A 26268-nucleotide genomic window follows, 5' to 3' on the forward strand; every position below is an offset into this window, starting at 1 on the left:
TAATCCATTAAAATTTTCATTTACCCCTCTTTCTCATGATGAGTATGGGTGCGCAAAGTATGTTTTAGTCTCTAATTTCTCTGCGATATCTAAATGAACTGAAAACTCCAGCCTATTATCAAAAGTAATTGATTTAACATGATTCTTATAAGGTTTAAGCATGTTTACAATAGCGCTCTTTACTGTTTTGCTTCCTTATTAGGTACTTTTTTTATAAGGTAAAGTCGGCTCTTTCTTTCAGCTAAAGTGACAATTGCTCCCGTTTCTTGTTTACCTAAAACCCAATATGCCTTCCAGTCACCAAGATGACTCTTATCATTAATGTAATTGGGACACTCATCAATAAATACGCAGTGGCGTATCTTTCCTCTAATCGATTGTTTTCCTTTACGATATTTTTTATGACCCTGTCTTAAATGTTGGTAAAGAGTTCCACCTTGCATTTTATCTTTTAAAACATAACGCGGATTTCAGTCGCCAGTGCGACATGTTGAATTTTAATGGTCAGTGAGCGAAACTCACGGCCGACTAAAACCAATGTGAGCTCTCTATGCCCAAGACATATACCCGACTGACCGAAGATGAACGATACCAGATTTATGAAGGCGTAACAGACAAACTTTCTCACCGTAAAATCGCCTCTTTAATCAATAGACACCCTAGTGTTGTATCCCGAGAAATCAAACGTAACACTGGACTTCGGGGCTATAGACCAAATCAAGCCAATGAAAAAGCTAAACTACGGCATAAAGGTAGACCTAGACGCATCAAATTGACTGCCGATGTACAAGAGGTGCTCTCTATCAATATTAAGAAGGATTGGAGCCCAGAGCAGATACAAGGGCGCTTAAAGGCCGAAGGACTTGAAAGGGTATGCGCGACAACCATCTATCGGTTTATACAGAAAGACAAAGCGTCTGGCGGTGAGCTACATAAGCACCTTCGCCATAGAAAGCCTTATAAGAAGCGGACAGGTTCAACAGAGGCTAGAGGCCAAATTGTAGGCCGAGTGTCAATTGATGAAAGGCCTTCCATTGTTGATGAAAAAATCCGCTTAGGTGACTGGGAAGCGGATACTGTTATTGGAAAAGGACATAAAGGCGTCCTCGTGACACTTGCCGACCGTGTGAGTAAAAAGACGCTTATTGGCCGAGCATCGTCAAAACATGCGAAGGCAGTCACAGCGGTGATCATTGAGCTTTTGCAGTCAGAAAAAGAGCAGCTGAAGACAATCACGTTTGATAATGGGAAAGAATTTGCTTATCACGCACAAATAAAGGAAGCTTTGGCGGTTGATACGTACTTTGCACACCCTTATCATTCATGGGAACGAGGCCTAAATGAAAACCATAATGGCTTGATACGTCAGTATCTACCCAAAGGAATGGCATTGGATAAAGTAACGGATGATCAAATCAGCCTTATCCAAAATAAACTCAATAATAGGCCACGGAAACTCCTTGGATATAAAACGCCAAATGAGGTTTACGATGAGCTTTGTTTAGTTGCATAATTAACGGGTGTCGCACTGGCGACTGAAATCCGCGTAACGATAAATTCATTCATGACTGACTTTTAGGTTTAATGACTTTGCTATATGACTAATCTGCTCAGGACTCCAATTCCACAATAGTGCCATTTCAACAAACCAAATAGTTTCTTTGGGTATCTGATATTTATATGCATTAACTTGTCGTTGACGAGTTAATTTGATGGCAACGTCTGGGTTATATACTTGATTAACATTGTTCCTTTTAATCTCTCGATGAATCGTAGAGCGATTCACTCCAAGCTTAATCGCAATTTTATTTTAGGAGTAACCTTCTGCAATTAGGAAAGAAATCTTGTATCTTTGTTTCTGGGTCAACTGTTGATAACTCATAGTCGTACTTGTTTTGATTTTGACGATGAGATGTATACTACAATCAGAAGTTGACCTTCTTACCTTGACTATGAGTGTTGCACTTATTATATGAATTAAGGACTTGATGAGTCCCCATTTTTAGGTTTTAGCTTCTTACTTAATAAGAAGTCTTTAATATGTTAGCGTACCGTTGTCTCATGAATGCGTAATGCATCTGCAATCTCAGTTACCGACCAGTTGTTACTTACATGAATAACAACTTTAATACGGTCGCGAACGCGACCGTCACGCGTAATGGCATGCTGGTATAGGAGGTCTTGCTTCTCTTCATAAGTTAAGGTTATTTTCATCTTATTTATCATGATCCTCAAACAACTAAAAAGCAAGTACCTTCAATGATCAGTGGTATATAACTATAAATGGAGTCACAGCAGTCTCACGTACATGACTCCGGATGAAAAATATATGCAATTAATAAAAGTGGCTTAATAACTCACCAATATTAGTAGACCATATACAATATGATTGAGTTAAAGATCGTAGTCAACACCTCAGCAACTTCAAGTTAAGTAGGTATTAAAAAGTTTTCGGGAATTTTTATCATGGTGCCGCTTATTAAATATCAATAAGTTACATTAAGATAACTTTCATACGGCTACTTAGTGGGGTATAAAAAAGCCTCTTAAGTGGTCTTAAGAGGCAAAAGTAATAAATTAATGTGTGCTTAATACATTAAATAGAGTGTTAAAGACAATTTTATATCTTTATTGTGCTCTGATTTACCAATTGAATTATAATTAGTTGCGAAATAAAAACCCTTATAAGTGTTATAAGGGTTTTATTTTATAATTGGGGCGTGTAGATCTTTCGCAAGTGTTTTTTGAAGAGCATGGCAAAGAGTTATAATTTACTTCACCAAAAGTAAAATCTTAACCAATACCATGCCAAGAACAATGCTAACTGATATTCGATGGTAACTGCTACTCTAAGTGATGAAAAGTACAGGTCGTATTTACGATAAAGCTGAACATCGAATGAGATTTGAAGGAATACTTTATCGAATGAGAACAGGTATTCCTTGTCGAGATCTACCCTCTGAGTTCGGAGCACCGTTTACAGACGATTTAATCTTTGGTCAAAGAAAGGAGTTTTAGATAAGCTTATCTAATATGGCTGATTTTGAATGGGTATTTATTGATGACTCTATAGTTCGAGCACATCAACATTGTGCAGGTTCAGCTACTAAAAGCTCAGAACAAATAGGAAAAAGTCGCGGGGGCAACTCAACCAATATTCACTTAGCGGTGGCCTGCCGATTTGCTTTGATTTATCAGAAGGACAACGCCACGATATAGTACACGCCGAAAGCTTAGCTGAACAACTCGATGAAGTTAATACCATCGTTTGTGATAAAGGATATGACAGTGAACCTTTCCGTATATTTGTTAAGAAACGTGGCGGAGAAACGGTAATTGCTAAACGTAATTACGGACAAGATATAGATAAAGACAGTATGGATTGGTGTCTATACAAGTATCGTCACTTGGTCGAAAATGCCTTTGGGAGAATTAAGCAATATCGTGCTATTTCAAGTGGATATGACAAGCTAGAAAGGAATTATGCCAGCATGTTATCGCTGGCATTCATGTTAATGTGGCTACCGATGTATTGTTGAACGCGAAATGTACAGCAAAGATCAACTCGCCCTAGTATAATAAGTGCTTAACCAAAAGTTATCGTGAATTCTTTAGTGATTCAAACGATGCAAATGCATCATAAGTAAGCCACTCGTATTTTAACTTTCGCCACAATATTTCAATCAAGTTTAGTTCTGGTGAATATGGGGGTAAATAGCAAATAAGAACATCCTTCATCAATCAGTTCTTTTAAAGTTTTAATGTCTTCAGGTGTATAGATTGATGGTATTCCTTTACGGGGAGCATCAAATAGCCCGATAATTCGGTTCAGCTCCCAGATATCTAACCATAATGAAACGCTTTTAAATTTAGCTTCAAAAATATCAGCTAAGACTTTAATTGGGTAATTTTAATTACTGAGCATAACGGCATGTGCTCTTATTCTTACACGCTTTTTAGGATGGTTAGCGTAAACTTCTTGTAAAGTGATGAACTCATCATGACTTAGTGGTTTTACGGCTTTCATTGTATTTATTATATTTTAAAATCATGCTTTAAAGCAAAAGAGAGCTCAAGAAAAGGATGATATTTTACCGTTAATTTTTAAGTACCTACTTAAGAGGTTAACTATATAATGCTCAGTCTTTGTAGTTAATCCATTGATTGGTTTAAACTATTTTTAATTGTTTCTAATAATACTTCTCGGAACCATTTATGACCTATATCTGTATCTCTACTTTTATGCCATGAAACGTAAGCTGATGTTTTTATGGTATAGAATGGTAATGGTAAAATTTGAATCTCAAATTTATCTGTTAATCGATTTGCAATGGAAGTGTTACTTAATGCTAATAATTCTGATTTAGATGCCATATAAAGGCCTAACATGGAAGATTGTGCATGATATGTATAATTTGGCCTTCTTCCTATTTGGTTAAAGATAACATCTTGAAATTTTCCAGATACCCATTGAATATGGTCTTCTTCAAATAATTGCTCTATCGATAAATCATTTTGTATTCTTGGATGATTTTTGGCTGCGCAGACACAAAAATTAGCATCAATAACCTTTACTGATTTGAATCCAGCTCTATTATAATTATTTACAGATAAAATAATATCTACAGATCTTACTCTTAGGCTTTCTAATCTATCTTCAGTATTACTAATTGTCGGCACGAAAACTACTTGAGCATGTGGCGCTAATATTTTGATTTTTTTGATAAAATCAGAATGATAATGTATATCTATATCTGGATGGCTGGCAATTTTAAATATTCTAGTAGAAAGAGATGCATCAAATTTTAACTCCTCTTTGTTAAAGCTTAATATCTCCATCAATGAATTATGGATATGATTGTGCAAAGAAATTGCAAACATGGTTGGCTCAACCCCATCAGCGGTTCTTATAAATAAAGGGTCATCATACTCTTCTCGTAATTTTGCTAATGTATAACTTACTGCGGGTGTAGACACCCCTAGGAGACTAGATGTCTTACTAATACTTTTAGTTTTCATGATGATATCAAAAGTTTTTAATAGATTTAGATTCATTATGATCCTTTTAAAATTACTAATTTATTTATATACACTAATAATAGACCTTTTTTTTCAATCAATTTATAATTAAACGAGTATTTATTAATTTCTTGAATTCATATAATAAGTGTGCACTCATAGCCAAGGTAAGAAGGCCAACTGCTGATTGTAGTATGCATCTCATCGTCAAAATCAAAACAAGTACGACTTTGAGTTATCAACAGTTGACCCAGAAACAAAGATACGAGATTTCTTTCCTAATTGCAGAGGGTTACTCCTAAAATAAAATTGCGATTAAGCTTGGAGTGAATCGCTCTACGATTCATCGAGAGATTAAAAGGAACAATGTTAATCAAGTATATAACCCATACTCTGCCATCAAATTAACTCGTCAATGACGAGTTAATTCATATAAATATCAGATATCCAAGAAACTATTTGGTTTGTTAAAATAGCACTATTGTGGGACTGGAGTCCTGAGCAAATTAGTTATATAGCAAAGTCATTAACCCTAAAAGTCAGTCATGAATGGATTTGTCGTTATGTTTTAAAAGATAAAATGCAAGGTGGAACTCTTTACCAATATTTAAGACAGGGTCATAAAAAATATCGTAAAGGAAAACAAGCGATTAGAGGAAAGATACGCCACTGCGTATTTATTGATGAGTGTCCCAATTACATTAATGATAAGAGTCGTCTTGGTGACTGGGAGGCAGATTTGGTTTTAGGTAAACAAGGAACGGGAGCAATTGTCACTTTAGCTTAAAGAAAGAGCCGACTTTACCTTATAAAAAAGTACCTAATAAGGAAGCTAAAACAGTAAAGACCACAATTGTAAACATGCTTAAACCCATAGGTATCTACACAAATTGAGCAAAAAACGAACTGGATAACGCTTTCATCCTATTGATTTCCTCTGTCGTGTAAGTGTTTAATACCTTGCACATTTGCAAGAATACCCAGAGGCCAGCAAGCAAAGCTGAATGTGTCACTGGCTTTGAACGCTTCGTCAAACGCCCACTTGATTTCACTAAAAAACCTTTAAATTCATTCGCTTCTTCTGACTTGTCCGAGTAAAGCTTGAAAACGAGCGTCGTCGCAACACTGGCTACTATTCATCGTTTGAGTATCAATTTACCCGTTGTTTGTTGCCATTTCTCAATCTGAAGTCCATTCGTTTTCAATAGTTTGAACCAAGACTCTATATTCCAACGGTGGCAATACCACCTCGCTATCTCTGTCGCATCAACATCGAAAACATTCGACAATAAATACCATCTTGCCAACTCATTGCCTCTTTCATCGGTCACTAAGCTCATAACAAGGCGACATTCAGGTGCTTGTGCCGTCAATTTTTCTGACTTTCTCTGCAACTCAACTTTTGCCTCCCCGACGAAAAGATATCCTTCTCTCCCTCGTATTGAAACGACGCCTTTGATATCTGAATTTAGCTGTCGGCCGATGACTTCAGCCGTTTTAAATTGCCCCTCATGACGGAAGGTGGTGGTTTTTTTAGTTCGTGTTAACCAATTTATAGCGCCTAAACGTCTTAGATCTTTTGCTGAATCTGCTTCTCTGTCCACAACGTGGACTAAGGGCTTATCTAAACTCAATTGTTCTTGCCATTGAATACTATCAAACAGCGAGTCCAGATGGCTTTGTTTTGGTTGAATATCTTGAGGCCGGCATTGGTAAATTCCCTTATCAGTCAGTAAATTAAGACCTACAGGAGAAATAGACTCTCCCGAATCAGCATCAACGAGTAGAGAGGCTTGTAGCTCGTAACCTACATCCAAAACATGGGACATCTGAGTCTTATCAAGCTTACTTTGATGTTTATAAAAATTGATATGACACCAGTCATGCGCCATTAAGGCATAGCGACTTTGCGTCTCTTTTACTCCAGATCTTGCTAGTCCGAGCATCGGACTGCTCAGCATAGGAAGGGTCACATTGTCATTGTGGTAAAAGCGCCATGTGGCTTGGGTAGAAGCCCAAGATTGCGTATGGTGCTCTAATGATTTAGCGCCAGGGGCATTAGTCGAATTCACAGTCATATGTTCCATAATGATGGTCTGATAACGTTTAGAAAGTCTTGATTCTAAGAAGCATGGAAGTTGATGTTGTTCGAAAAGAGTCATAATCAGTACACGTAAAAAAAAGAGTCAATTCTCTTGATCATTGATCTTTAGATCAATTCCCCTAATCAAATCAATTGCTCAATACATGACCAATCTGTGTGGATACCTATGGCTTAAACCTTATAAGGATCATGTTAAATCAATGGCTTTTGATAATGGACTGGAGTTTTCAGTTCATTTAGATATCGCCGAGAAATTAGAGACTAAAACATACTTTGCGCACCCATACTCATCATGGGAAAGAGGGGTAAATGAAAATTTTAATGGATTACTTAGACAATATGTACCTAAAGGAACAAATCTCAAGCAAGTTGAAGATGACTATCTTCAACTTGTACAAGATCGAATAAATAAACGACCAAGAAAGTGTTTAGGTTATAAACAATCCCTGTTTATATTTGAACAATTAAAAGATACAGCTTAACGAGTGTTGTACTCCAGAGTTGAATTCGCTCTTTGAAGTTAAAATATACTTAAGTTAAATTTAAATTTAATTTTAATTTTATTATTGTATTTTCTTAATGAAATGAAATGAAATGAAATGAAATTAAAATAAGGTATGGTTATGAAAGAAAATAAAATGTGTCCTGTTATTCATGGTACAGCAACATTAACTGATAAAAATCCTATTTGGTGGCCTAATAGCTTAAATTTAGATATTTTAAGTCAACATGATAATAAAACTAATCCATATGATCCTGATTTTGATTATCGGAAAGAAGTCGAAAAGGTTGATTTCACTTCTTTAAAAGAAGATATGATGCGTTTAATGACGGATAGTCAAGTATGGTGGCCTGCAGATTGGGGGCATTATGGTGGTTTAATGATCCGTATGGCGTGGCATGCTGCTGGGACTTATCGCATTGGTGATGGACGCGGTGGCGCGAGTACAGGTAATCAACGATTTGCACCACTTAACTCATGGCCAGACAATGGCAATCTTGATAAAGCTCGCCGCTTGCTATGGCCAATTAAACAAAAATACGGCAATAAAGTCAGTTGGGCTGATCTTATCGTCTTTGCTGGTAATGTCGCTTATGAGTCTATGGGTTTAAAAACATTTGGTTTTTCATTTGGACGAGAAGATATCTGGCATCCAGAAAAGGATATTTATTGGGGGTCTGAGCAGAAATGGCTTGAAGAGAGTGGAGGCAAAAATAGTCGTTACTCTGGAGAGAGAGATTTAGAAAACCCATTAGCTGCAGTAATGATGGGATTAATTTATGTAAATCCTGAAGGTGTTGATGGAAAACCAGATCCATTGAAAACAGCTCAGGATATGCGAGAGACGTTTTCTCGTATGGGGATGAATGATGAAGAAACCGTTGCATTAACTGCTGGAGGTCATACAGTTGGTAAAGCTCACGGTAATGGTGATGCTAGTGAATTAGGTGAAGCTCCGGAAGGTGCCGATATTAGCGAGCAAGGTTTGGGTTGGAATAATCATAAAAACCGAGGTATAGGTAGAGATACAGTAACAAGCGGTATTGAAGGTGCATGGACAACCAACCCTACTCAGTGGGATCATGGCTATTTTCATCTTTTAATGAGTTATGATTGGTGGCTAACAACAAGTCCTGCAGGCGCAGTACAGTGGGAACCGATTAGCATCAAAGAGGAAGACAAACCTGTTGATGTTGAAGATCCGACTATCCGCTGTAATCCAATCATGACAGATGCAGATATGGCGCTGAAGTTTGATCCTGAATATCGAAAAATTGCAGAGAAATTTCATCAGAATCCTGATTTATTTTCAGATATTTTTGCTCGTGCATGGTTTAAGCTTCTACACAGAGATATGGGACCAAAAAGCAGATACATAGGTCCAGATAGTCCAAATGAGGCATTAATTTGGCAGGACCCTGTTGCTGCTGGCGAAACGAATTATGATCTTGATGCAGTTAAAGCACTTATTCGTGAAAGTGACTTAACAATATCTGAAAGAGTTACAACTGCCTGGGATAGTGCGCGAACATTCCGTCAATCAGATAAGCGTGGTGGTGCTAATGGTGCTCGTATTCGTTTATCACCTCAACGACAATGGCAAGGTAATGAGCCTCATAAATTAGATCGCGTATTGCCAGTTATTGAGTCGATTGCAGCTAAAACAGGTGCAAGTATTGCTGACGTTATTGTGTTGGCTAGTAACCTGGCTATTGAAGAATCAGCTAAAGCAGGTGGGATTAATATTTCTGTACCTTTTGTTGCAGGAAGAGGAGATGCATCTGAAGCTGAAACAGATACTTCCTCATTTGCTGTATTAGAGCCACTTGCTGACGGCTTTAGAAATTGGGAGAAACAACGTTATGCTGTGATGCCTGAAGAAATGTTATTGGATCGTGCTCAGTTAATGGGATTAACTGCACCTGAAATGACTGTGCTTATTGGTGGGATGCGAGTACTTGGAACTAATCATGGTGATAGTCAGTCTGGTGTTTTTACAGATAAAGTGGGCATATTAAGCAATGATTTTTTTGTTAACTTAACGGATATGCAGTACGAGTGGCTTCCAGCAGGACGTAATACATATAATATTGTGAATCGTGAATCCGGTGATGTTAAGTGGATGGCATCTAGGGTCGATTTAGTTTTTGGCTCAAATTCAATTTTACGATCTTATAGTGAGTTTTATGCTCAGAATGATAATAAAGAAAAGTTTGTGCATGATTTTGTTGCTGCTTGGGTAAAAGTAATGAATGCAGATCGTTTCGAACTACGGTAGTTAATGAAGAATATTTTGTGAATAAAATTGATGAATTTTATTCACTAATTAAATATTAATAAACCCCCAGCTATGCTGGGGTTACTCGTATAGATTTGACCGTGACAACGGTATATGTAACTTCTTTGTTTGACCAAAAGTAAAGAGGAATCGAATCACCGGTCCCGTCATGTCAAGATAGTAATAGATAATTAAATTAACATATTAACCATCTGATTTTACTGAGTAATCTGTTTTTAACGGTGGAGGGGAGGGGCTGTTATTCTAGGGTGAATGCTTAATTGTTAAATAGTAATCTATGATAATGTCTATCACCATAAGGCTACTTTGTTTAGATAAAATCAAATAGTCAATAATGTATTTAATAAGTAGCTGTGTAAAAGTTATCTTAATGTAACTTATTGATATTGAATGAGCACCACTATGATAAAATTCCCGAAAACTTTTTAGTGTCCACTTAATGTAATTATTTTAATCTATATCACTGTGAATCAGTAATGTTTTTGTGCTTAGAACGCTATTACAAAAATTTATGTATTAAGATCATAGGTGTTGTGGATATCCTAGTTAAATATAGGAGAGTGATATCTTTGATATGGAGTCTCATTATCAAGTTTTGAGAACTTATTAGCATTTAAAAGGCGAATTATGGATACAGATTTTGCTTATGAAAGTGCTTCCATGTCTAAACCTTAAATGTTAATGCAATCTGGCGTTACGATGCTTAGTAATACTAAGAAGGTTATAAATCTGGCGATGTTTATGCTGGGGTAGTCATAGATGTTATTTACTCTTTATATTGTTCTATTTTTAGCAACATAGATACTTAATATCTCCTCAATACCCCTTTAATTCCTTTTGATACAATGCCTAATATGATTTTATGACTAAAGGTATTGGCTATGGAAATGGATTGGCTAACTCAGACATTAAATTTTGATTCTTTCTTTACGGTTACGATCGGTATTTTGGTTTTATTTATTGGCCGACAATTAAACCATGCAATCAAACTGCTAAAAGAGTTTAGTATTCCAGATCCAGTAACAGGCGGAATTCTTTTTTCTGGTCTTATTACTCTTATTTACTTCATTACAGGTATTACTGTCGAGTTTAACCTGTTTGCTCGCGATGTGTTATTAGTCTACTTCTTCACTACTATCGGTATTAATGCAAACCTTCGAGATCTTTTAAAAGGTGGGTTACCACTCGTTATTCTTTTAGTCATTACCATCGGGTATATGGTGGTGCAAAATTTAACGGGCATTGGGGTAGCTCATTTGTTTGATCTTAAACCTGCCGTTGGTATGTTAGGTGGGAGTATATCTCTGATTGGTGGTCATGGAACTGCCATTGCTTGGGCTCCGAGAATTGCCACTGACTTTCAAATTAGTAATGCGATGGAAATGGGTGTTGCTTGTGCAACCTTTGGACTTATTCTTGCAAGCTTAATGGGGGGACCAACAGCTAAATATCTTATCAATAAACATCAATTATCGCCGACTCATCATGATAAATTAGATGTTGGTATAGCTGAAAATGAAAAAGATAATGCAATTTCTGGTTTTGATTTTTTAGATGCCATTTTTTCTATTCATGTTTGTGTCATCATTGGTTATTTATTTAATGAAGCCATTGCTAAACTCGGGTTGCAGTTACCATTATTTGTCACTTGTCTCTTCGCTGGTATTGTAATGACAAATGTGATTTTTCGAATAAATATTAAAAGAATCACAGGGACAGAGTGGCCAGCAAGATCACCTGCTATCGCTTTGATTGCTGATATTTCATTGGGTGCTTTTTTAGCGATGTCATTAATGAGTATGAAATTATGGACCTTGATCGACTTAGCCGCACCTATATTCTGTATTCTTGGTGTTCAATTTATCATTGCGATATTTGTTAATCTTTACATAGTTTTTCCACTTATGGGAAAAAACTATGATGCAGCTGTAATTTGTGCAGGTTTTGGCGGAATTTCATTAGGTTCAACCCCGACAGCAATGGCCAATATGTCAGCGGTAGCAAAACGTTACGGTAACTCCCATTTGGCCTTTATTATTGTGCCTTTAGTTTGTGCCTTTTTTATCGACCTAGTGAATGCGGTTATGATTCCGTACTTCCTATCAATTTTTAATTGAGAAAGTATCGAGTATCTTTAACTTTTCTAATTTTATAACGCCCCTGCAAAAAAAGGTGTAACAGTTCAAAACTGTTGAGCAAAGGTAATATTCTCATCCAATAAATTTTTCATATATTGGTGCTAACCGAGAAAATGAAATAGCTTTTTTATCTAATCTGAGATGGGCTTAAGCCATAGTCATCAAACTAGGTATATCAGTACTTGTTTTGATTTTGGCGATGAGGAACATACTACAATCAGTAGTTGATCTTCTCACCTATGCTATGAATGTTGCGCTTATTATATGATATCAGGCATCATTAACGGTATTTACGACTATTCAGCAGCGTCGAGATGCAGGAAGTAAAAAATTTTTTAATTACACCGAATGGTACGGATAATGATTGGTCGAAACAGTATCGGACTCGATTTGGAAAAATATAAAATGAAGTCGAACTTAAGGCGTGGGTAAACGACCGTCTGCTTATGGATTATGGATTATGATACACGTTTATTGACGAATTAAAGCAACAAGGGTTTCAAGATCATGAGGTGGCAGAAATCGTTGGGCATATAACGCTAGGAATGACATATGGACGTTATGGAAAGAGGCTAAATGTGTCTAATTTGAAACGTACTATCGAGTTTGTCTCGTTTTATTTTAATTAACTGCGTAACATCAGTAAGTAATTTAAAAACCCCTTACTGGCTTCCGTTAGGAAGCCATTCTGATGCCAGTGAGACCTTAGCGTAATAAGTTGAATAAGTGCTTAACTAAAAGTTATCGTGAATTTATCACCATAGGAATTCAGGATGCCTAATACTGAATTCTTTAGTGATTCAAACGATGCAAATGCATCACAAGTAAGCCACTCGTATTTTAACTTTCGCCACAATATTTCAATCAAGTTTAGCTCTGGTGAATATGGGGGTAAATAGCAAATAAGAACATCCTTCATCAACCATCCATCTAATTTTGCTTTAAATAATGCCGAGCGATGCATTGACGCATTATCTAAGATAATAAAGCACGGCGTATTAGATACTCTTTCACTTATAAATTTATCGAATGCTTTTATCACTGTTTCTGAAGAAACAGTGTCTTCTGTTGACTCGAAGAAAAGCTGCCCTGTTAAGTGCTTAACTAAAAGTTATCGTGAATTTATCACCATAGGAATTCAGTATGCCTAATACTGAATTCTTTAGTGATTCAAACGATGCAAATGCATCACAAGTAAGCCACTCGTATTTTAACTTTCGCCACAATATTTCAATCAAGTTTAGTTCTGGTGAATATGGGGGTAAATAGCAAATAAGAACATCCTTCATCAACCATTCATCTAATGTAAGTGTTCACCAAACCCTATTGACAGAAAAAATGTGATCTTACGCACTTGATCCAACTTTAACTCTTGAGTGATCGTTTTAGAGCTTTAACATAATGGCATGACTAGAAAAAAAACCCCCTAAATTCCAAGATGCACCACCTAAAGTCTCTGATTTAAATGAGGCTAAGGTGCTTATTGATGAGCTGTGGGAACAGCTCCGACATTATGAAGATAAACTAACTACTAGCTCACAAAACTCGTCAAAATCCCCCTCATCAGACAGCCCTAAAGTTCGCCATGAGCGAAAAAAGATGAATGCTCTGGTGGTCGCAATTCGAGAGGAGCTAAAGAAGGCCACACAGGGCATCAACGAAAACTCTCACCACTGAAAGCAACTGATGTTATTATTGATTGCTTCCCGGATATTTGTCCTTGTTGCGCTCAGTCCGATATTGATGTTCATGGTGGACCTTACTACCGTCATCAAGTCTTTGATATACCTAAGCCCACTGTTGATATCACCGAATACCGTTTATTCTCAGGTCAATGCCGCCATTGCAAAGAAACAGTGAAGGCGCAAAAGCCTAGCAATGTATCTCAAGGGATTATCGGTCCCAATTTATTAAGCTACATTGGTGTGCTTGCTGGACAATATCACCTCAGCGTTCGAAAAATCCAATCACTGCTCAAAGAGCAGCTCGGCACAACCTTTTCTATTGGTGCGATTAGCGTAAGTGTTCACCAAACCTTATTGACAGAAAAAATGTGATCTTACGCACTTGATCCAACTTTAACTCTTGAGTGATCGTTTTAGGGCTTTAACATAATGGCATGACTAGAAAAAAATCCCCTAAATTCCAAGATGCACCACCTAAAGTCTCTGATTTAAATGAGGCTAAGGTGCTTATTGATGAGCTGTGGGAACAGCTCCGACATTATGAAGATAAACTAACTACTCGCTCACAAAACTCGTCAAAATCCCCCTCATCAGACAGCCCTAAAGTTCGCCATGAGCGAAAAAAGATGAATGCTCTGGTGGTCGCAATTCGAGAGGAGCTAAAGAAGGCCACACAGGGCATCAACGAAAACTCTCACCACTGAAAGCAACTGATGTTATTATTGATTGCTTCCCGGATATTTGTCCTTGTTGCGCTCAGTCCGATATTGATGTTCATGGTGGACCTTACTACCGTCATCAAGTCTTTGATATACCTAAGCCAACTGTTGATATCACCGAATACCGTTTATTCTCAGGTCAATGCCGCCATTGCAAAGAAACAGTGAAGGCGCAAAAGCCTAGCAATGTACCACAAGGGATTATCGGTCCCAATTTATTAAGCTACATTGGTGTGCTTGCTGGACAATATCACCTCAGCGTTCGAAAAATCCAATCACTGCTCAAAGAGCAGCTTGGCTCAACCTTTTCTATTGGTGCGATTAGCGAAGCGCAAACAAAAGTCGCTTCAATGCTGACTCCATTGCACCAAGCAATAAAGCAAGCGTTAAAGAAAGCGCCTTTGGTTCATGCTGATGAAACCTCACACCACCGAAATGATGAAAAAAGCCTTCGTTGGTGCTGGTTAGTGGCCAGTGATGACCTTGTCTATGAACAAATACTGTATTCACGCTCGACCTCATCAGCGAAAAAGGTCATTGATGAAAACTATACAGGCATTGTGGTCAGCGACCAGTGCCCAAGTTATAACTGGATAGCTGCAGACCATCATCAGTTATGTTGGGCACATGTGAAACGCAACCTTCAACAAATGGCAGATTATAGTGGTGGTGGCCATACTGCTTATATTGGCAAACATCTTTGTTTGTTAACAAACACCATTTTCCATACTCGGCATCGTTATGAGCAAGGTGAATTGGGTTACTCACTGTATTTAAGGCGAATGCACAGGCTACAAAAATCATTCGATCATTGGTTGAGCAAAGGGACAGATGTCATGGTCAAGCGGTATCGGGGTCGCTGTAAATTACTGCTTAAACATAGAGAAAGCTTGTGGGTTTTCTTGAAGAAAACATCAATCCCCTTAACTAATAATGAAGCTGAGCGATGTATTAGAGGTTTCGTCATTCAAAGGAAAATCAGCTTTGGAACGACCTCGGATGCAGGTGATAAATTCCGTAGTCGTATTCATACACTTATCGAGACCTGCAAAAAACGAGGCTTATCAGCAATGTCAGTGCTGAGCGATATCATCACATCAGTCGTTGAGAAGAAACCGTACCCAAATGTCTTTGATCTTTAGGGGGGATCCGCACACTTTTAATAAATCACAAACGATCCCGGTGAACGGTTACTCTAATTCTATGTTGAATCTATCACTTGAACTGAAAGTTATAAGAGGAATCAGCTGCTGAAGTACATAGGCATATTGAAGCTGCATTGACGCTTCTTTGTTTATGGCAACCAAGTTGTTACCAACTTTTTTTGAGAATATTGACCAGCTAAGTGAAACAGCGGCTCTCATTCGTTCTGAAACTTCATTCGATTCAATTGAGTACATTGTTAACCACGAGTAATGTGTTGGATAAAATGACACTTTATATCCATTAATACAATTAAGTCAAAAGCTGTTCAATGAAATGTGAAACCAGCGAAGGCTAGCTTACTTTGGGGCATAAACGAGTCAGGGGCTTTACTAATTTAGCTTGGGAAAATTCTCAAGTATGTAGTAAAGCCTCCAATTCAGTGTCTAACTTTTATTACTCATTACAATTGAAAAAACTTCTTTAACGATTTCTTTAGACCGTTTGGCTTACGCTCAACCATAGCTTTAGTCTCTACTTTATCTTCAACCCCAGAAGACTCAGGTAAAGCTAGATACTTGTCAAGAAAGGCCTCAGGCCTGTCTTCACGAGACTTCAAAGGCATATATTTGTTATAATAAATCCCAGCAGTACTGTTATCTTTATGCCCTAATACTCCTCTGATCCACATTTCAGGCAAGCCAATACTAAACGCATGTGATGAAAAGGTTTTACGAAGTTGCTTAGGGCCTCGATGAATAATCTCACAATCTATAGCAGAATCAGCTTAAATTAGCATAAAATCACACTCAACATGCCTTTCAAATAACTCATCAATCGAGCACCTTTCTCGTCGTCTAACATATTTTATTTTTGCCCACTTTTCTCTATTGGATTAAGTTCTGGACTATAAGGCGGTAACCATAAAATAGTGATACCAGCCTCTTCTATTAACCTTAATGTATCTGTCCTTTTATGAAAACTCGCGTTATCCATTATTATAACTGACTCTTTGGGCGCTTTAGGCAAGAGGTCTTGTTCCACCCAGCTATGAAATACATCAGAGTTAATGTTTCCACTAAAAATGGAAAACGTTAAGAATAGATGATTAATGATCGCACCAATGACTTTAACCCGCCCCTTTGACTGCCAATTGTGTACTCCATAACATCGAGTTCCTTTATCGGAGTAACCGTGAGTTCTAGGCATATATTGGGCAAAACCACTCTCATCAAGATAAATAACTGGCCTGCCTTTTTCTTCATGAGCTGTTATAGCTAAATCACCATGTAGTGAATAGATATTTCAAGTAGCAAGGTCGAGGGTTTTCATCATAATGATTTACATGTATCGAGCTCTGATGCTCTGATATTGACATTCACTTGAAACGTCGAAGAGCCAATTTTCATCTTAAGGATACGTTTAATAAGAGATAACATCTTCTCGTTAATTATCAAATATCTACTTTAATAAACGATGTAAACAATGAAAAATTAGGTTTCCTGCTCTACTTGTACGAAATTTAATCATTGGGATTTTCGTCGAGTATACTGATAATAAGTGAAATTCTGATATCCTTTAAACATACAATCATACAATCCTGAATTGGAGTAACGATGAACCCATCTGAAATTAATCAATCACTTTCTACTTTAGCAAATACGTTAGGTAATCAAGTTGTGGGTCAACAACATGTAGTTAACTCACTGATTATTGCATTAATTGCTAATGGACATGTTCTTTTAGAAGGACTACCAGGGACCGCAAAAACGCGCTCTGTACGTTCATTAGCGACGAGTTTAAACACAGAGTTAGGGCGAGTTCAATTTACACCTGACCTTAATGCCTAGTGATGTTATTGGTTATGAAATAGCATCAAACGATGGTTTATTAAGTTTTAAGCAAGGTCCTGCTTTTACAAATATTCTTCTGGCTGATGAGATCAACCGTGCTCCACCAAAAGTTCAATCTGCTTTATTAGAAGCGATGGAAGAACGTCAAGTTACAGTTGGAGGAACAACACATAAATTACCTGAATTTTTTCTTGTTTTAGCAACTCAAAATCCAGTCGAACAGGAAGGAACCTATCCTTTGCCTGAAGCTCAATTAGATCGTTTCTTAATGAAGGTGACGGTGGATTATCCAGATCGTAATGGTGAATTAGAAGTGTTAAAACTTATTATACAAGAAGAAAAAGCTATTCCAGATATAATTAAAGTTAATCCTAGTACTATTTTTGCTGCACGAAAAGCATTAACTGAGCTTTATGTTTCAGACTCTATTTTACAATACATTGTAGATATTATAATGGCAACACGAAAGCCTGATGCATATCAAGATAGTGAATTTAAAAAAATGGATTTCTCTAGGGTCAAGTCCTCGAGCAACAATAGCACTCGAACGTTGTGCACGAGCACATGCTTATTTGAATGGTAAGAATTATGTTGATCCAGATGATGTCCGAGCGGTTGCTTTATCGGTATTAGGGCATCGCATTGTATTGAGCTATGAAGCTTTGGCTGAAGGTAGGTTACAGCTAAAGATGTTGTTTCTGAATTGATTCAACAGGTTGCAATTACTGCTTAGGAGTTTATATGATGGATCCTCGAATCTTTGTTGAGATTTCTCTCGCTTTTAGCTATGAGAAATTTTGCTAAAAAGATTAAATTAGGGTCACGAAATTTAAACCTGCAGGTATTTTTTCAGGGCGAAACCGTTCTAAATTAAGAGGTCCTGGGCTCAATTTTGAAGAATTAAGACCTTATCGTGAAGGTGATACATTAAAAGAGATTGATTGGAAGTCATCATCTCGAGCCAGTAAAAAAATGGTACGTGTTTATACAGAAGAGACGGATAGACCTGCGGTTATCGTTTGTGATCAACGTGAACCATTGTTCTTTGGTAGTCAAAAATATACTAAGTCGGTGGTTGCAGCACAAGTTGCAACATTTATGGCGTGGTTAATGCTTGATAAAGGGGATCGTGTTGGTGGTATTATACTAAGTGAAACAGCACCTTTTGTATTAAAACCTAAACGTTCAACTAAAAATGTTATTCACTATACTTAAATGGACTTGTACATGCAAATCAACAGTTTTTAGCTCGCTCGAGAAAAACAGAACGTATTGATGTTGATATTAATGAGACAATAAAACAAAGTGAACGGTTATTAGGTAGCAGTGGTACCTTAATTATTATTACTGATGGTGAAGGGATTAATGATCTTATTTTAGATAAACTAAAGCGACTATCAGTATGAAGCATAATATGATGTTGTTTTTAGTGAATGATCAGCATTGAGAAAATGATTATAGTCTCAGCGGATGGTCTTGTTATTTCAGATGGAGATTTACAGCTTGCAAGTACGAGTTAACTCAATAAGAGAGTAGACGCAGAATACCAGCAAGAAGATATGAAGTTAATAAGATTCAATCAACAAAAACAGCGTTATCTTTAAATGGTCTACCATTTGGTGAAATTAATACAATTACTGAACCTCATTTGCAACTTATTAAGCTTTTAATAGGGAGATAATATGTCCTTTTTCTCCATCCCTGTTCCTGATAATTTTGGCAACTATATGATAAAAGATATGTTGTCACTGATAGTCTTGCCTGATTCTATCTCGTTATGGTACCAGAGACTCCGGCTGCAATTAGCTTTAGTGTTTATTATTGCCATTGTTATTATTGTGTTTATTTGCCGAAACGTTATAAAACTTGGTGTAATAATGCCTACCGAAGAGCCGCGTATACGTAAATTAAAAAAATTACCTAATCAACAAGCATTGATAGCATTACCTTCTATTTTAAAACAAGTTGCACTGCTGTGAGTTGTAGTGCACCGCATATTAAGACTTTATGGGGTGATGGCTGGTTAATATTTTTAAACTCAAGTATTAAGTCCTAAAAGAGCGAACATTATTTTCAGCACAAGAACAGGGTAATTTATTAGAAATCATTAGCTTTCAGCCGCCAAGTCACTTATGGAATGTTAGTACATCACAAGTAACAGATTTGGCTTTAATTAGTTCGAGTATTGAATTGGATTCGAAAACATCAAGCGGTTCAGAATCAATCAAAGATTTATTAAATCACATATGATATGAATAAAAATAATAAGGGAACGACGTATGATTACCTTATTACAACCGTGGTTACTTCTCTTATTACCGCTTCCTTTATTAGTTTATCGCTATGTACCCGCATATAAAGAAAGTGATAGTGCCATTAAAGTTCCTTTTTTTAGACGTTTAATTGAAATATTACAGGTCAGCAGGCGCATCAATCCAGTATGATTCGTCAACGTCGTAAGATTCAGTTAATGATTTTCTTAATTGTTGGTTGGTGCTTAACTATTCTGATGACTTGGCACAACCTGTGAAGCTTGGCAAAGTCGTCACAGAGCAAAAGAGTGCCCGAGATTTGATGGTAGCAGTAGATTTTTCTCAATCGATGCAAGAAATAGACTTTCCTGACAGAAAAGTGGCCAATTGATTAGTCGCTGGCAAGGTTTAGAAGCGTTACTGGATAAATTTGCTCATCAAAGAACGGGTGATCGTTTAGGGCTTATTGCTTTTGGCTCTGGTGCCTATTTGCAAGTTCCTTTTACCACGAAAATTGATACGTGGCAGATGATGTTAGACAGTATGGATGCTGAAATTGCAGGTCCAACCACTGCCATTGGTGATGCAATTGGACTTTAAGTATCCGTGCATTTGAGCATTCAAGTGCAAAACAAAAAACGTTATTATTATTTACTGATGGTAGTGATACTGCAAGTCGACTTCCTCCGGTTGAAGCTGCAAAGGTGGCCAAAACAAGAGGAATTAATGTTTTTACCATTGCTATTGGTAACCCAAATACTAAAATGAAAGATAAAAAGGTCGATGTAACAACCCTTCAAATCAGGTGGCCAACATCACTGATGGTAAAAGTTATATTGCGATGGGGAACCAGGCCTTACAATCGTTGTACTTAAATGATATTAATAAAGTTGCTCCCACGGTTTATACATCAACGTCATATCAACCAATGACTTACTTATATCCGTATATACTTTGATCAGTTTTTTATTGGTTACATATCTACTGTTATGGATGAGTTTTACCGTTATTGAAATTTCGATCGCCGGAGAGTGAAACGATGAATTTTAACTTAAATAATTTTCACTTTTTGTACCCCGAGTATTTTGGGTTATCGTGATCCCATTTTTTTTGATTCTGATTGTATGTGATTAAACGTAATAAAAAGTCACAACATATGAGTGGGAAGGGGATTATTGCCCCTCATTTAGCTGAAGTACTACAAACGGAAAACAAAGCTAAACGGAAAATTGGTCCAATAAAATTAGTTATATTGCTTTTGATCTTTATTGTGTTATAACGGCGTTGGCAAGGCCGGTTTGGCAACTAAACCCTCATAATCCTGACGATAGCCCGCCTTTAATTGTAGTGATCGATCAGTCGATTTCAATGGAGAAGAAAATGGACGTATTTCACCGAGCCGGACGGATAAAGCTAAGTTTATTATCAGTCAGTTGATTAAGAGTGATGTACATCGCCCGATTAGTTTTGTGGCTTTCAGTGGCAGCTCTCATGTTTTACTACCACCAACAACCGATTATAAATTGGCCTCCCTCTATTTATCTTATCTTTCACCTATAGCGCTAATGCCTGTTGATGGTGGGGATATCAATGCCTTAGTTGATACTTTGAATTCTGTTTCGGCATTAAGTGTTAAAAACTCAACAATTTTATTATTAACTGATGGTTTAAGTGACAGTGTCAAATTACTAAAGGCTTTTGCTAAAGAAAAAAGTGACCCTTTAGTGACGGTATACTTTACTGATTTAGGTAAACAGATAGGATCGCAGCTAAACAGTGATATATTTAATGGCGTAAAACTGTCCGGAGATAACTCAAGTCTGAAAAAGGCGATTTTATTAAAAGGTAAAGACAACGCTCATTTGATCCGAATCGTTGGCAAGATGAGTCTCATTATTTTCTGGGATTGATTGCTGTCATTTTTCTGTTTTGGTTTAGAAAAGGTTGGACACTTTATTGGACATTTGCATTATTAATGACGATTTCTCCGGTGAAGAATGCCCAAGCGAATGTGCTGGATTGGTTTGTTACTCCAAACCAAAAAGGGATGATTTACCTCTATATGGGAGACTATAAAAAAGCAGAGCAGAGCTTTGATGATCCAAATTGGAAGGCGGTATCTTGTTTCTACAGTGAAGATTTTAAATGTGCTCAAAAAGAGTTTGCGAAAGTAGCAGATACGACTGCTATTTACAATATGGCAGTGTCTGCTGGACAAGATGGTCGTTTTAAAACGGCACGTGAGCTTTATCAAGGCTTGTTAGCGATTGAACCCGACAATAAAGCGGCTAAGTTCAACTTGGAAAAAGTCAACAAGATCATTAAAGAGATTAATGATTTTAACAAAGGACAATTAGATGAGCACCCTAAACCACCATCAAAAGCGCCTCCCAAGGAGGCAAAAGAAATTGCTGATGGTGCAAAGAAAAAAGGTATCGGCATAATCCCTCGTTCAACTTGATGATGGCTAGTGAAGTATCTTAAAAGACAAGCGTGCAACCGATAAATGGTTAAGAGACATCAGTCAAGATCCTAAAGAGTTTATTCGTTTGAAGTTCTTAGCTGAATATAATGCTAAGGTGAATCAAGAGGAAGCAAAAATGAATCAGAAAAGTAATTCTTACTCTTTTATTTGTTATTTCATTACTGACGGTGCATCAACATCTTCTTTTGCTTTAGTTCTTGAAGGTAAAGTTATCTTCGAAAGAGGTTGTGGTCAATCAACAAGTTAACTTTGTGAATGTTTTACTTGCGACGCCCAGTTACTTTTTAGAGGGTACTGACTATAAATTACCTTTGATGAAGAATGCGCTTGTATTATCACAGTTATCATCGAATGTGAGCAGTGGTACTAGCTATATCGATGATAACAAACGCTACGCCAGTCAGCATATTAGTTTTCAGATTTATCCTAACAAAAGTGGTGTTTTCTCAATTCCGTCTATGTCATTTACGGTAGCCACAGTCGCTGATAATAAGGGAAAGCAGTATCAAAAAGAAGGTGACGACATCAGCCGATGGTTTTTATAGCTAAAACGCCAATTAGCTATGGCAAATAATCCTGGATTTTTAGTGTCTCCTAAAGTAAGTCAATTGAAGATGAACTTTAACACATAGGCAATCAACAGAATCAAACGAACAGAATATAAAATGTTGGTGATGTCATTAAACGGACTATCACTATAAAAGCTGATGATACATCTTCCATGTTATTACCTACATTACAAGCGGATGCTCCTGATGGGGTTTCTGTTTTGTTGAGTGAACCGGTACTGAGTGAAGATTATAAGCGAGGTGAGCATTTTGCTGAAATTATACAAGTAATTAGTTACTCTATTGATCGACCAGGCCATTATCAATTAGGTGGTGAGAAATTGACTTGGTGGGATCCGATAAAGCAACGAAGCAGTTAATTACCACTTTAAATTATTGAAAGGATTGATGCTGGCGGTGTTAATTGGCAAAGTATTCTTTATTATAGTAAATTATTGGGATTAATAATTATATCAGTATTAATTATTTATCTATGTATACATATATTGAGTCGTAAATTTAACTATATTAAACCATTGTTTAGACATGAAGAGGCTAAATATATCAATTTTTTATATATGGTTCTAGATAACAAAGATCAAGGAGCTATTAATCAACTATCGACATCGGTTAGTCCTGATAAGCGAAGTTTAGTCCACACAGTATTAACTTTCTTTGCTAAAGATAAAAAGGTATTATCTTTTTGGAAAAGGTGGCAACTTTATATTTTAGTAAATAAAAAGTTCGGGACAAAAAATGATTAGGTTATTGTTTGATATTTAATCTAGTTATCACTGACTTTCAGCTAGAATTTAAGGCTATTCGACGTTTTAAGTGGATTTCAATATTTCAGCGGCGGGGCTCGCTATCATGTAGATCATAGTGATGAACGTGGCTGTATTTCTATAGCCACGAGCCTTCGACCTCGCTGTTTAAAACAAACTATTCAGACCTTCCATTCGCGTATTAGGTATAAGTCTAAGTCCAGCGTTGACGTATTCTCTCTGAATGCTTTTCTAAGGTGGCTAGCGCTTTTCTTACTGTCTCTAAAGCTGTCTCTTGATCAGATCTCATAGCGATCCTTCCGCTTCAAAGATCGCCTTGGCCACTCGGTAGCCTTGAACTTGCGATTGCAGCTTATCCCAACCCTCCCAAATCGTTGTCCAACTTGCCATTCCTGTCCTTTTAGTATCTGTGAAACCACCAAGTTTTGCTATGGATTGATACGCCCACTTCAAGCTCGGGGCATTTTTTCCTTTGTGTCCTCTGGGCTTGTAGTGTTGCATTAAAATGCGCCACTCATCTTTTTCTAATACATGGTGGCAACTCTGCTTCTCTAGTTCTTCAGCCTCTTCTCTCTTCCCTTTTTTTCGCAGGTACAAAGATAGAGTCATAATTTCTCGAAGTTGGAGCAACCGAATGCCCACAAACGCTAGGATTGAGGCTGCTCGCTCTAAATTATCGGGGGAGGTCATGCGTAATCTTTCTACACCAGCACCTGTTTTCCAGGCTTTATGAAAGTCCTCAATACGCCATCGAGTTGTATAAATATCAATAATATGGAGCTGTTGCTCTAGCGTATCTATCGGCTCACTCGTCAAAAGTAACCAAGAGAGCTTCTCGTTTTCTTGTGTCGTTCCTGACTCTTGTGCATATACCGCATTAAGAATGTGCTCTTGCCCATTAAACTTAACGGTGACAGAGCTAGCTTTTAGCGTTAAATTTGCTGTGCGAGATACTCTGTTTTTCGTCTTACCGCGAGCATCTTTCATCCCTTTTTGAGGTATAGCCACGGTATATCCGCCAGTCATTGGTTGACTGTCCATATGCGCAAATAGCTTGCTCTCATCAATGAGTTTTCTTGAGTGCTTAGCTCTAACCACAAAACGTTCGGCATGTGATTGTTTATCAGCGAGATAGCTCATTATGTCTGCTTCTCTGTCACAGACGGATATAACACGTGACATATGAGTTTTAAGCCTCTGCCGAGTAAAATGAGAAGCGTCTGCCCATTTACCACTTTCTTTTTCGTCAGCATCATTTGGGTCATTTGGTCGGCACCACCAGTCTTGATGTATTAACCCCAAGGTCTTTGAAGTCGAACTATCAAGCAACATCACAGAATGAACCCACCAACCACGAGAGGTATCTGTTTCCTTACCGAGCTTGCCCAATTGAGGAGCAACACTGTGTCGATAGCTTAATGATGTTGTGTCTTCTAGAGCCAGTATTTCTGGGACATCGGCGGCCAATTGAGCGGTACAATTAAACCCATTGGCTCTAATGACGGACGCGCTGACATTTTCATTCCGGATCAAGCGATAAGCTCCTTCTAATTTAGATTCATCTCCCTCGCACGTCCGTGCGAGAGACTTGCCAGCCGCAGACGCTAACTGAGAAGCGACTTGTTTAAGTCTATCAGTTCTGCGTTTATCACCTAGCTCTGTATTTGCAAAATGATTAGCCGCCCATTGTTCAGTGTTAAAAAGTGACATATTAAGACCATAAAAAAGTGAGTTCTAATGATCTGATCATAATTCCTTAATATCGTTCCCTTTTTACCGCAAATATTTGTGTAGAAGAGTCAGGTCTCTAAAGCTTCTGAACTTCCTATTTCGTCAAGTGTAAACTTGATGAAATTAGTCCGATGCCAACGAGCCACTTGCGTCGTTGTGACTTCTCTTATCCAACGTCACTTTTCTTTCACTCGCCAAGCTTTACTTGCTTATCTGCCATCGGACTTTCAGCATTCTTTAAAACTCCAAGTAGTACCTAAACTGGCTCAAGTGCATAGCTATGTAAATTAAAGATTAGATAAACATCAATGCAAGAGACTCATTCTATTTTTTATCCGAAAATCAAGCTCACCTAAGTAGTGAAGAGTTCATCTGTCCGTTTAAAAATACGATAAAATGTAGAAGGAGAGGTAATATAAACACCTATATCCAGTAACTTAGGATAGATTTGAGATGGAGGTCAATGCGCATGCTCTTCTTGATTACACACGTCAATAATTGCCTGCTCTTCACTTTCTATTAGCTTATTCGCGGGCTCAGGACGAATGGCTGTTGTACGATTATCTTTGATAATCGTGCCATTATTTAACCATTGGCGATAAGTTCTTAAACTTCTTTCTGCAGTTTTACAGGTCTCAAACGTGCGAGCACCTGATTGTACGGCCTCATGAATGAGTTGAATAATATATTGACGCTCTATCAGTAGAGTTAATCTTCTTATTCCGCCTTGTAAACGCACCAATAATGCATCTGTTTCTGCAAGTGCTTTATCTTTACGGCGAAGTTGTTTTTAAGCTTCTTATTTTCAATAATTAATTCTTTGTCTACTTTCTTTTTTCTGTGATAAAACAGTTAGAAGATTCGCTAAAGAATCTGCTTTCAATAGAGCTATTTCCTCTGAAAATAGCCCTTTTTCTCAGCAATATAAGAGGTAATGTTGTTCTCTCTGAAAAATTCACTCATTTTGAGTCCACTGGCTTGATATTGGTCGATGATAGTTTGCCA

Annotated in this window: 24 protein-coding genes and 7 pseudogenes; 19 read left to right on the plus strand and 12 right to left on the minus strand. The window is 37.4% G+C overall.

Annotated elements, in window-relative coordinates:
* Positions 1-179: 179 nt before the first annotated feature.
* On the minus strand, positions 180-443 hold the full coding sequence (locus tag L0B53_RS03820) for a hypothetical protein (protein WP_235059145.1): 264 nt from the start codon (positions 441-443) through the stop codon (positions 180-182).
* A gap of 107 nt (positions 444-550) precedes the next feature.
* Here L0B53_RS03820 and L0B53_RS03825 point away from each other — a divergent pair, with 107 nt between their 5' ends.
* Positions 551-1513: an IS30 family transposase gene (locus L0B53_RS03825; protein WP_235059146.1), complete on the plus strand. Its 963-nt coding sequence runs from the start codon at positions 551-553 to the stop codon at positions 1511-1513.
* Positions 1514-1558: 45 nt separating this feature from the next.
* On the opposite strand, the gene L0B53_RS03830 is transcribed toward L0B53_RS03825, so the two are convergent.
* Together L0B53_RS03830 and L0B53_RS03835 are read right to left on the minus strand one after the other, a co-directional pair.
* Positions 1559-1786, minus strand: a complete 228-nt coding sequence (locus L0B53_RS03830; RefSeq protein WP_235059147.1) for a hypothetical protein — start codon at positions 1784-1786, stop codon at positions 1559-1561.
* A 257-nt stretch (positions 1787-2043) separates the two neighbouring features.
* Complete coding sequence (locus L0B53_RS03835; RefSeq protein ID WP_235059148.1) at positions 2044-2214, minus strand: helix-turn-helix domain-containing protein; 171 nt, start codon at positions 2212-2214, stop codon at positions 2044-2046.
* Between the two features lie 642 nt (positions 2215-2856).
* Here L0B53_RS03835 and L0B53_RS03840 point away from each other — a divergent pair.
* Positions 2857-3539: pseudogene (locus L0B53_RS03840) on the plus strand (IS5 family transposase).
* Between the two features lie 58 nt (positions 3540-3597).
* On the opposite strand, the pseudogene L0B53_RS19540 reads toward L0B53_RS03840, so the two are convergent.
* Both L0B53_RS19540 and L0B53_RS03850 read right to left on the minus strand, forming a co-directional pair.
* Positions 3598-3729 (minus strand): annotated as a pseudogene (locus L0B53_RS19540) (transposase); the annotation flags it as partial.
* A 423-nt stretch (positions 3730-4152) separates the two neighbouring features.
* Entirely contained in the window at positions 4153-5055 is a 903-nt protein-coding gene (locus L0B53_RS03850) for a LysR substrate-binding domain-containing protein (RefSeq protein ID WP_235059149.1), read from the minus strand.
* 412 nt (positions 5056-5467) lie between these two features.
* Here L0B53_RS03850 and L0B53_RS03855 point away from each other — a divergent pair.
* Positions 5468-5886, plus strand: a pseudogene (locus tag L0B53_RS03855) (IS30 family transposase); the annotation flags it as partial.
* A gap of 14 nt (positions 5887-5900) precedes the next feature.
* On the opposite strand, the pseudogene L0B53_RS03860 reads toward L0B53_RS03855, so the two are convergent.
* Positions 5901-7187: pseudogene (locus tag L0B53_RS03860) on the minus strand (transposase).
* A gap of 136 nt (positions 7188-7323) precedes the next feature.
* Between L0B53_RS03860 and L0B53_RS03865 the strand changes: the two are divergent.
* From L0B53_RS03865 to gltS, 3 genes are all read left to right on the plus strand, one after another.
* Positions 7324-7605, plus strand: coding sequence for an IS30 family transposase (locus L0B53_RS03865; protein ID WP_409202779.1), 282 nt, complete (start codon positions 7324-7326; stop codon positions 7603-7605).
* Positions 7606-7746: 141 nt separating this feature from the next.
* Positions 7747-9903 carry a catalase/peroxidase HPI gene (gene katG / locus L0B53_RS03870; protein WP_409202780.1) on the plus strand — a complete coding sequence of 719 codons (2157 nt, stop codon included), beginning with the start codon at positions 7747-7749 and terminating at the stop codon, positions 9901-9903.
* A 908-nt stretch (positions 9904-10811) separates the two neighbouring features.
* Positions 10812-12041, plus strand: coding sequence for a sodium/glutamate symporter (gene gltS, locus L0B53_RS03875; protein WP_235059718.1), 1230 nt, complete (start codon positions 10812-10814; stop codon positions 12039-12041).
* A 751-nt stretch (positions 12042-12792) separates the two neighbouring features.
* Here gltS and L0B53_RS03880 read toward each other — a convergent pair.
* Both L0B53_RS03880 and L0B53_RS03885 read right to left on the minus strand, forming a co-directional pair.
* Positions 12793-13152 (minus strand): annotated as a pseudogene (locus tag L0B53_RS03880) (transposase); the annotation flags it as partial.
* Positions 13153-13162: 10 nt separating this feature from the next.
* Positions 13163-13366, minus strand: a pseudogene (locus tag L0B53_RS03885) (transposase); the annotation flags it as partial.
* A 172-nt stretch (positions 13367-13538) separates the two neighbouring features.
* Between L0B53_RS03885 and L0B53_RS19545 the strand changes: the two are divergent.
* The 3 genes from L0B53_RS19545 to tnpC all read left to right on the plus strand — a co-directional run bounded on the left by L0B53_RS19545 (position 13539) and on the right by tnpC (position 15608).
* Entirely contained in the window at positions 13539-13739 is a 201-nt protein-coding gene (locus L0B53_RS19545; RefSeq protein ID WP_409202781.1) for a DUF6444 domain-containing protein, read from the plus strand.
* Between the two features lie 179 nt (positions 13740-13918).
* The gene (locus L0B53_RS19550) at positions 13919-14119 is read left to right on the plus strand and encodes a hypothetical protein (RefSeq protein WP_409202782.1); all 201 of its coding nucleotides are present in this window, start codon (positions 13919-13921) and stop codon (positions 14117-14119) included.
* Positions 14120-14181: 62 nt separating this feature from the next.
* Positions 14182-15608 (plus strand): IS66 family transposase gene (gene tnpC, locus L0B53_RS03895; protein WP_235059151.1). Its coding sequence is split into 2 segments (ribosomal slippage): positions 14182-14374 and positions 14374-15608, totalling 1428 coding nucleotides; the frame shifts between segments, so codons are not numbered across the junction.
* A 464-nt stretch (positions 15609-16072) separates the two neighbouring features.
* Here tnpC and L0B53_RS03900 read toward each other — a convergent pair.
* Positions 16073-16300, minus strand: coding sequence for a hypothetical protein (locus L0B53_RS03900; RefSeq protein ID WP_235059152.1), 228 nt, complete (start codon positions 16298-16300; stop codon positions 16073-16075).
* Positions 16301-16476: 176 nt separating this feature from the next.
* Positions 16477-16818, minus strand: a complete 342-nt coding sequence (locus L0B53_RS03905) for a transposase (protein WP_235059153.1) — start codon at positions 16816-16818, stop codon at positions 16477-16479.
* A 407-nt stretch (positions 16819-17225) separates the two neighbouring features.
* Here L0B53_RS03905 and L0B53_RS03910 point away from each other — a divergent pair.
* The 10 genes and pseudogenes from L0B53_RS03910 (at position 17226) to L0B53_RS03945 (ending at position 23127) form a co-directional block, all read left to right on the plus strand.
* A pseudogene (locus tag L0B53_RS03910) lies at positions 17226-18195 on the plus strand (AAA family ATPase).
* Between the two features lie 203 nt (positions 18196-18398).
* On the plus strand, positions 18399-18677 hold the full coding sequence (locus L0B53_RS03915; protein WP_235059719.1) for a DUF58 domain-containing protein: 279 nt from the start codon (positions 18399-18401) through the stop codon (positions 18675-18677).
* Between the two features lie 467 nt (positions 18678-19144).
* On the plus strand, positions 19145-19441 hold the full coding sequence (locus L0B53_RS03920; protein WP_235059154.1) for a hypothetical protein: 297 nt from the start codon (positions 19145-19147) through the stop codon (positions 19439-19441).
* A 660-nt stretch (positions 19442-20101) separates the two neighbouring features.
* A complete protein-coding gene (locus L0B53_RS03925) occupies positions 20102-20314 on the plus strand; it encodes a VWA domain-containing protein (protein ID WP_235059155.1) in 213 nt (70 codons plus the stop codon).
* Between the two features lie 2 nt (positions 20315-20316).
* Positions 20317-20589, plus strand: a complete 273-nt coding sequence (locus L0B53_RS19555; protein ID WP_409202793.1) for a VWA domain-containing protein — start codon at positions 20317-20319, stop codon at positions 20587-20589.
* Positions 20590-21147: 558 nt separating this feature from the next.
* On the plus strand, positions 21148-21624 hold the full coding sequence (locus tag L0B53_RS03930; RefSeq protein WP_235059156.1) for a hypothetical protein: 477 nt from the start codon (positions 21148-21150) through the stop codon (positions 21622-21624).
* Positions 21625-21689: 65 nt separating this feature from the next.
* Positions 21690-22175: a hypothetical protein gene (locus L0B53_RS03935; RefSeq protein WP_235059157.1), complete on the plus strand. Its 486-nt coding sequence runs from the start codon at positions 21690-21692 to the stop codon at positions 22173-22175.
* A 139-nt stretch (positions 22176-22314) separates the two neighbouring features.
* Positions 22315-22446, plus strand: a complete 132-nt coding sequence (locus L0B53_RS19360) for a hypothetical protein (protein ID WP_260115526.1) — start codon at positions 22315-22317, stop codon at positions 22444-22446.
* Positions 22427-22744: a BatD family protein gene (locus L0B53_RS03940; protein WP_235059158.1), complete on the plus strand. Its 318-nt coding sequence runs from the start codon at positions 22427-22429 to the stop codon at positions 22742-22744. The genes L0B53_RS19360 and L0B53_RS03940 overlap by 20 nt, the downstream gene beginning before the upstream one ends.
* A 176-nt stretch (positions 22745-22920) precedes the next feature.
* On the plus strand, positions 22921-23127 hold the full coding sequence (locus tag L0B53_RS03945; RefSeq protein ID WP_235059159.1) for a hypothetical protein: 207 nt from the start codon (positions 22921-22923) through the stop codon (positions 23125-23127).
* Between the two features lie 690 nt (positions 23128-23817).
* Here the strand turns inward: L0B53_RS03945 and L0B53_RS03950 are convergent.
* Together L0B53_RS03950 and L0B53_RS03955 are read right to left on the minus strand one after the other, a co-directional pair.
* Positions 23818-25242, minus strand: coding sequence for an IS4 family transposase (locus L0B53_RS03950; protein WP_235059131.1), 1425 nt, complete (start codon positions 25240-25242; stop codon positions 23818-23820).
* Positions 25243-25723: 481 nt separating this feature from the next.
* Positions 25724-26002 carry a hypothetical protein gene (locus L0B53_RS03955; protein ID WP_235059160.1) on the minus strand — a complete coding sequence of 93 codons (279 nt, stop codon included), beginning with the start codon at positions 26000-26002 and terminating at the stop codon, positions 25724-25726.
* Positions 26003-26268 lie beyond the last annotated feature (266 nt).

Source organism: Vibrio sp. SS-MA-C1-2, assembly GCF_021513135.1.
Classification (GTDB): domain Bacteria; phylum Pseudomonadota; class Gammaproteobacteria; order Enterobacterales; family Vibrionaceae.